The sequence below is a fragment of the Variovorax sp. YR752 genome, from assembly GCF_943372545.1.
The window spans coordinates 1-5,651 of sequence record NZ_CALRZC010000352.1 but is presented as its reverse complement, the minus strand read 5'-3'; the positions used below and the strand labels follow the sequence as shown (position 1 = coordinate 5,651).

5 protein-coding genes are annotated in these 5,651 nt (G+C 71.2%); 4 read left to right on the top strand and 1 reads right to left on the bottom strand.

Annotation, left to right across the window (positions count from 1 at the left end):
• The 3 genes from AAG801_RS39835 to AAG801_RS39825 all read left to right on the top strand — a co-directional run.
• Window positions 1–1,006: vWA domain-containing protein (locus AAG801_RS39835; protein WP_341893401.1), on the top strand; the 1,006-nt coding region annotated here is incomplete at its 5' end.
• Window positions 997–1,551 (top strand): MxaK protein, encoded by a 555-nt coding sequence (locus AAG801_RS39830; protein ID WP_341893400.1) that lies wholly within the window; start codon window positions 997–999, stop codon window positions 1,549–1,551. The genes AAG801_RS39835 and AAG801_RS39830, both read left to right, overlap by 10 nt.
• Window positions 1,551–2,519, top strand: coding sequence for an MxaL protein (locus AAG801_RS39825; protein WP_341893399.1), 969 nt, complete (start codon window positions 1,551–1,553; stop codon window positions 2,517–2,519). Before AAG801_RS39830 ends, AAG801_RS39825 begins: the two co-directional genes overlap by 1 nt.
• Window positions 2,520–2,550: 31 nt before the next feature.
• On the opposite strand, the gene AAG801_RS39820 is transcribed toward AAG801_RS39825, so the two are convergent.
• A complete protein-coding gene (locus tag AAG801_RS39820; protein WP_341893398.1) occupies window positions 2,551–4,956 on the bottom strand; it encodes a TonB-dependent receptor in 2,406 nt (801 codons plus the stop codon).
• A 250-nt stretch (window positions 4,957–5,206) separates the two neighbouring features.
• On the opposite strand from AAG801_RS39820, the gene AAG801_RS39815 reads away from it, so the two are divergent.
• Window positions 5,207–5,651 (top strand): hypothetical protein (locus tag AAG801_RS39815; protein ID WP_341893397.1); only part of this gene is annotated, 445 nt, incomplete at its 3' end.

Sequence of the window (5,651 nt, the reverse complement as noted above, 5' to 3'; positions counted from 1 at the left end):
GGCGGGGCTGCCGCTGTTCGCAGCGGCGGGCGCCGCGCTGTCCAACGGCTGGCTGGCGCTGGCGCCCCGCGACCACGCCTCGCAGGCGATCGGCTGGGCGCTGCGCGGCGCCACCTCACTGGCGCTGGCCACGCTGCTGTTCGCGCTGGCTGGCCCGCACCGGCCGGAGTACCACGTCGAGCGGGTCGGGCAGGGCGCCGAGATCGTGCTGCTGCTCGATCGCAGCCGCAGCATGGACCAGGGCTTTGCACCGGGCCGCGCGCCGCCCAAGGCCGCGGCCAACAGCCCGGAGATGCTCGAGTACTACTTCAGCCAGGCGCCGGCGCGGCTGCGCGAGCCCAAGGGCCAGGTGGCGCGGCAGCTGCTCGCCGAGTTCACCGCGCAGCGGCCCGACGACCGCTTCGCGCTGATCGCCTTCAGCACGCTGCCGATGCGCGTGCTCGACTTCACCGCCAGGCGCGAGGTGATCCAGGCCGCCATCGACGCCGGCAACATCGGCCGCGGCCTGTCGGAGACCAACATCGGCCGCGCGCTCGAGCTCGGCCTCGAGATGTTCGAAGGCCGGCCCTACAACGGCTCGCGCATCATCATGCTGGTGTCCGACGGCGGTGACCGCATGGACCCGGACACGCGCGAACGCCTGTCCAGGCTCGCGCGCAAGCAGCGCGTGTCGATCTACTGGCTCTACCTGCGCTCGGCCAACAGCCCGGGGCTGACGCTGGCCGAGGGTGACTCCGACGCCGCCGCCGCCGCCGAGAGCATTCCCGAGATCCTGCTGAACAGCTTCTTCAATTCGCTGGAGACGCCGTACCGCGCCTACGAAGCGAGCGACTCGCGGGCGCTGCAGCGCGCCATCGACGACGTCAATCGCCAGGAGAAGCTGCCGATCACCTACGACGAACTGGTGCCGCGCCGCGACCTGGCGCCCTACGCGCATGCGCTGGCACTGGCCGCGGTGCTGCTGCTGCTGGCGGTGCGCCTGACGGAGATCCGCCGATGGGCCTAGTCACACTCCAACGCCGCACGGTGCTGAAGATCGTCTGGGCCGCGCTGGCGGGCGTGGCTGTGCTGGCCGCGATCGACGGCTGGCGGCTGCAGCGTGACGAGGCGCTCAACGCCCAGATCAGCGGTGGCAGCTTGCCGCCCGAGAACCCCGAGGCGCCGCTCGAACTGCGCTTCGCGCACGCCGCGGCGCTGGCCGCCAGCGGCGCCGGCGAGGCGGCGCTGAACCGCTACGGCGCGCTGCACGCCGACACGCCCATCGGCCAGGCCGCTCGCTACAACGGCGCCAACCTGCTGATGCGCCAGGCCATCGTGATGCGCGCCGGCGCCCAGCCCGGCCAGGCGCTCGCCCTGATCGAACTGGCCAAGGAGGGCTACCGCGAGGTGCTGCGCCACGACGCCGACGACTGGCCGGCACGCTACAACCTCGAGCGCGCGCAGCGCCTCGTGCCCGACCCCGAAGAGGTCGACGAGGAACCGCCCGACGCGCGGCGCAGCGCCGAGCGCGCCGCCACCACCATGCGCGGCTACTCGCCGGGCCTGCCCTGATGCCCTTGCCGAGGCTTCGCCTGGAGACCGTGACCCTCGCGCTGGCGGCGCTGCTGCTGGCCATCGGCTTCCTGCAGCCGACCTTGCCCTGGAAGCGTGCGCTGTTCGAGCATGTCGTGGTCATCGACGTCACGCAGAGCATGAACGTGACCGACATGCAGCTCGACGGCAAACCGGCCGCGCGGCTGGCCTTCGCCAGGCGGGCGCTGCACGATGCCCTGAGCGAACTGCCCTGCGGCTCGAAGCTGGGCTGGGCGATCTTCACCGAGTACCGCAGCTACCTGCTGTTCACGCCGGTCGAGGTGTGCGCCAACCGGGCCGAACTGCGCGCCTCGCTGGCCGGCATCGACGGGCGCATGGCCTGGTCGGGCAACAGCGAGGTCGCCAAGGGGTTGCACAGCGGCATCGTCGTGGCCAAGGCGCTGCCGCGGGTGCCTTCGCTGGTGTTCGTCACCGACGGCCACGAGTCGCCGCCGCTGAATGCGCGCCACCGGCCGAGCTTCGACGACAAGCCGGGCGAGGTGGCCGGCGTGATCGTCGGTGTCGGTGAGGCCAGGCCCTCGCCGATTCCGAAGCTCGACCCGATCGGCCGGCCGCTGGGCTTCTGGGCGGCCGACGAGGTGGCGCAGGTCGACCCGCGTAGCCTGGGCCGCGGGGCCAGCGTCGGCCAGGAGACGATGACCGAGGAGGGAAGTGCGCCGGCGGCTGCCGGGCTCGGTGCGACGCCGGGCAGCGAGCACCTGTCCGGCCTGCGCGAACCCTACCTGCGCCTGCTTGCTGCCGAGAACGGCCTGGCCTACCACCGGCTGCGCAGCGCCGAGGCCTTGTCGCAGGCCTTGCGCGACCCCGCGCTGGCACGGCCGGTGCCGGTGCGCGGTGACCTGCGCCTGCCGCTGTCGGCGCTGGCCTTCGTGCTGCTGATCGCGCCGCATGCGCTGGCCTGGGGCCGGCGCATGCGCAGGCGCTGAGGGCCGCGGCCCTCGCCGGCCCGGCGCTGCGTCAGAACGGCGCCCGCAAGTTCAGCGACAGGTTGCGCGCCTCGCCCAGGTTGCCGGACGACCAGCCGCCGCTGGCCCAGTACTTCCGGTTGAAGACGTTGTTCAGGTTGGCGTACAGCGTCCAGTCGCGGTCCCTGGCCCTGAAGTCGTAGCTGAGGCCGGCATTGACCACGGTGCGCGCCGGCACGGCGAGGCGGTTGTCGTCGCTGACGTAGGTCGCGCCGAAGTAGCGGACGTCGCCGTGCAGCTTGAGCCCGTCGACAGCGGCCACGCGGTACTGCGTGTTGCCGACGATCTGCCAGCGTGGTGCGTTCGACGGTGCGTTGCCTTCGACGGCCGCGTTGTCGCTGGACACCTTGGCGATCACCGCGTCGAGGTAGATCGCGCCGACGCCGAGGTTGAGATTGCGCGTGAGCTGCCGGGCCACCGACAACTCGACGCCTTCGTAGACCAGCTCGCCGTCCTGGGTGAGGTAGCGCAGGCCGTCGCGCACATCGTCCATCTGGTTGGCACGCTGGATGCGGAAGATGGCCGCGCTCAGGTCGGTCGCGCCCGACTGGTGCTTGATGCCCACTTCCTGCTGCTTTGAGACGGTGGCGCCGAGCAGCTCGCCGACGTTCGCATAGTCGGCGCCGACCCGCGTGCCGGGCTCGAGCCCTTCCACGTAGCTGGCATAGACGCTGGTCCCGGCGTCGGGCTTGAAGATCACCGCCAGGGTGGGGCTGGCCTTGCGAACGCGGTAGCCCGAATCGACGCCGGGGTCGCCGTCCATGTCCTTCATGTCGTAGTCGGTGAAGCGCAGGCCGGCGATGGCCTGCAGGTGCTCGCCGATGTGCACGGTGTCGCTGGCAAAGGCGTACCACTGCGCGGTGTCGGCGCTGACCGGCTCGAGCGAGAAGTCCGGCGTGCGTGTCACCCGGAACGGCTGGGTGACGTTGATGTTGCCGTTGAAGTCGTTCGACCAGTACCAGTCGCTGCCCCACTTCTCCTTGCTGCGCTGCAGGCCTAGCCCGCCGACGAGCTCGTGCTTCATGCCGGCGGCCGACAGCGTGGCTTGCAGCATGGCCTGGGTGAACAGCGTGTCGAGCTGCCCGGCGAAGTTGTACATCTGGCCGCTGTAGTCGCCGGCTTCGTTCAGCAGGTTGGCGAACGCCTTGTTCGAACGATGATCCTTGCGCGAGAGGCCGGCCTGGTAGCGCAGCGTCCAGCGCTCGTCGATGCGCCACGCCACGCCGGTGGTGGCGAGCACGGTGCGGGTGTCGTAGTAGGCGTTGTCGACGTTGACCTTGTCGTAGTCGTAGGTGGGTGTCGGCAGGCGGCCGCCGCTGCCGGCGACGTCGTAGCTGCTGAAGTAGAACTGGAACGGTTCGCCCTTGGTCCGGCCGTCCTCGAAGACGAGCGTCGAGCGCCAGTCGAGCGAGGCGCCGAAGCGTTTGTCCAGCGCCAGCGATGCGACCTTGCGGTCGATCTCTGCAGCGTTGTAGGCCGTGCCTTGTTCGGTGGCCAGGTTGATGCGCAGGCCGGTGTCGTCGCCGAGCCGACGGCTGGTGTCCAGGTGGACCGACAGCAGGCGCGGGTTGCGGTAGCCGATGTCGAGCGAGGTCTCGGGCGTCGGCGTCGGCCGCTTCAGCTGGTAGCTCAGCGCACCGCCGGGTTCGCCGAAGCCGTACATGAAGCCGGTCAGTCCCTTGAGCGCCGCCACGCTCTCGACCACCTCGGTGGGGAAGTCACCACCCCAGTGCAGCAGCATCGGGATGTCGTCGACGTAGTGGTTGCGCACGCCCAGGCCGCGGATCTGCGTGCCCCACCAGTCGGTCGACGACGACGGCGTCGGCGTGTAGACCGACGGATCCCTGAAGAAGATCTGGCCGATGGACCGGGCGCCGCGCTCGAGCATCTCCTGGCTGTCGACGACGCTGACCGAGAACGGCGTGTCCAGCACCGCCTTGTTGCCCAGCGCGCCGCTGGTGTTGTGCCGGGCCAGATGGCCGAGCGACGAGTCCTGGGTGAGCGCCTTGGCGGTGGCCCGGATCGCCGGCAGCGTGGCTTCGGCGCTGGCCGGCCGGATCACGACGGTCGAGCCCTCCACGAATGCGGCCAGGCCGCTGCCCGTCAGCAGCCGGTCCAGCGCCTGCATCGGCGCCAGGCTGCCGGAGACGCCCGGCGACACCTTGCCGGCCAGCAGCTCCGGCGCCACGCTGAACTGCAGGCGCGACTGTGCGGCCCAGTCGGCCAGGGCCTGGGCGAGCGGCTTGGCGGCGATCGAGAACGGCCCCGCGGCCGTACCCGCGGGAGGCCCGCCGGGGTTCTGCGCAGCGGCGGGGGCCGCAGGCAGCGCCAGCAGCAAGGCCAGCAGCAGGGGCGAGCGTCGAAGCTGCGCGGACTTGTGGACAGGCGTCGGGCTCATCGGAGTCTTCCTTCCCAGTTGATACGAATGCGAATGCGTCGCAATAGCATAACGGAACATGACGCGAAAAGTCCCGCCTGCCTGCAACGGCTCCGCTTCGTGGCGGACGCCGCGTGCCGATGTCACGCCCGGCAGGCTTCAGTTGTCACCGCTTGTGCCGAAGACCGCGGGGTGACATAGCCTCGCAGCAGAGGTCACTTCCTCATCACCGACACGCTCGCTGCCCGCGGATGCCAGCCCGAAGAATCAGATGCTGACCTCGCTGCCAGCCATTCCAGACACACGCGCCGACGGCGAACGCGCCGACGCGGCAGCCTTGCTGTCGCGCCCGCCGTCCGTGCCTGCGGCGCTGGCGGAGACGGCGCCCGTGGTCGACGAGATGGCGCTGGCCTTGCAGGAGCGCGCCGTCTCGGGCGCCCTGCGTGCCGCGCCCACGGTGCTTGGCGCCGGCGTCGCGTTCGCCGTGGCGGCCGCCGCGGCACTCGGGCACTTCGGCCGGCCGATCGAGACCCAGGGCTGGATCGCGCTGGCGCTGCTCGTGGCGCTGCTGCGCTGGGTCCATGTGCTGCGCTCGCGTTCGGCGCTGCCGCGGCCTTCGCCGGCACGCTGGGTGCCGCGCTACCTCGCCGGCATGGGCGCCGGCACGCTGCTGTGGGCCGCGCTGCCCTGGCTGAGCTTTGCCGCGGCCGAGCCGG

What these genes read in the sequence shown, in the direction of transcription:
- AAG801_RS39830 (WP_341893400.1), top strand. Translation starts at nt 997, where the DNA reads ATGGGCCTAGTCACACTCCAACGCCGCACGGTGCTGAAGATCGTCTGG.
- AAG801_RS39825 (WP_341893399.1), top strand. Translation starts at nt 1,551, where the DNA reads ATGCCCTTGCCGAGGCTTCGCCTGGAGACCGTGACCCTCGCGCTGGCG.
- AAG801_RS39820 (WP_341893398.1), bottom strand. Translation starts at nt 4,956, where the DNA reads ATGAGCCCGACGCCTGTCCACAAGTCCGCGCAGCTTCGACGCTCGCCC.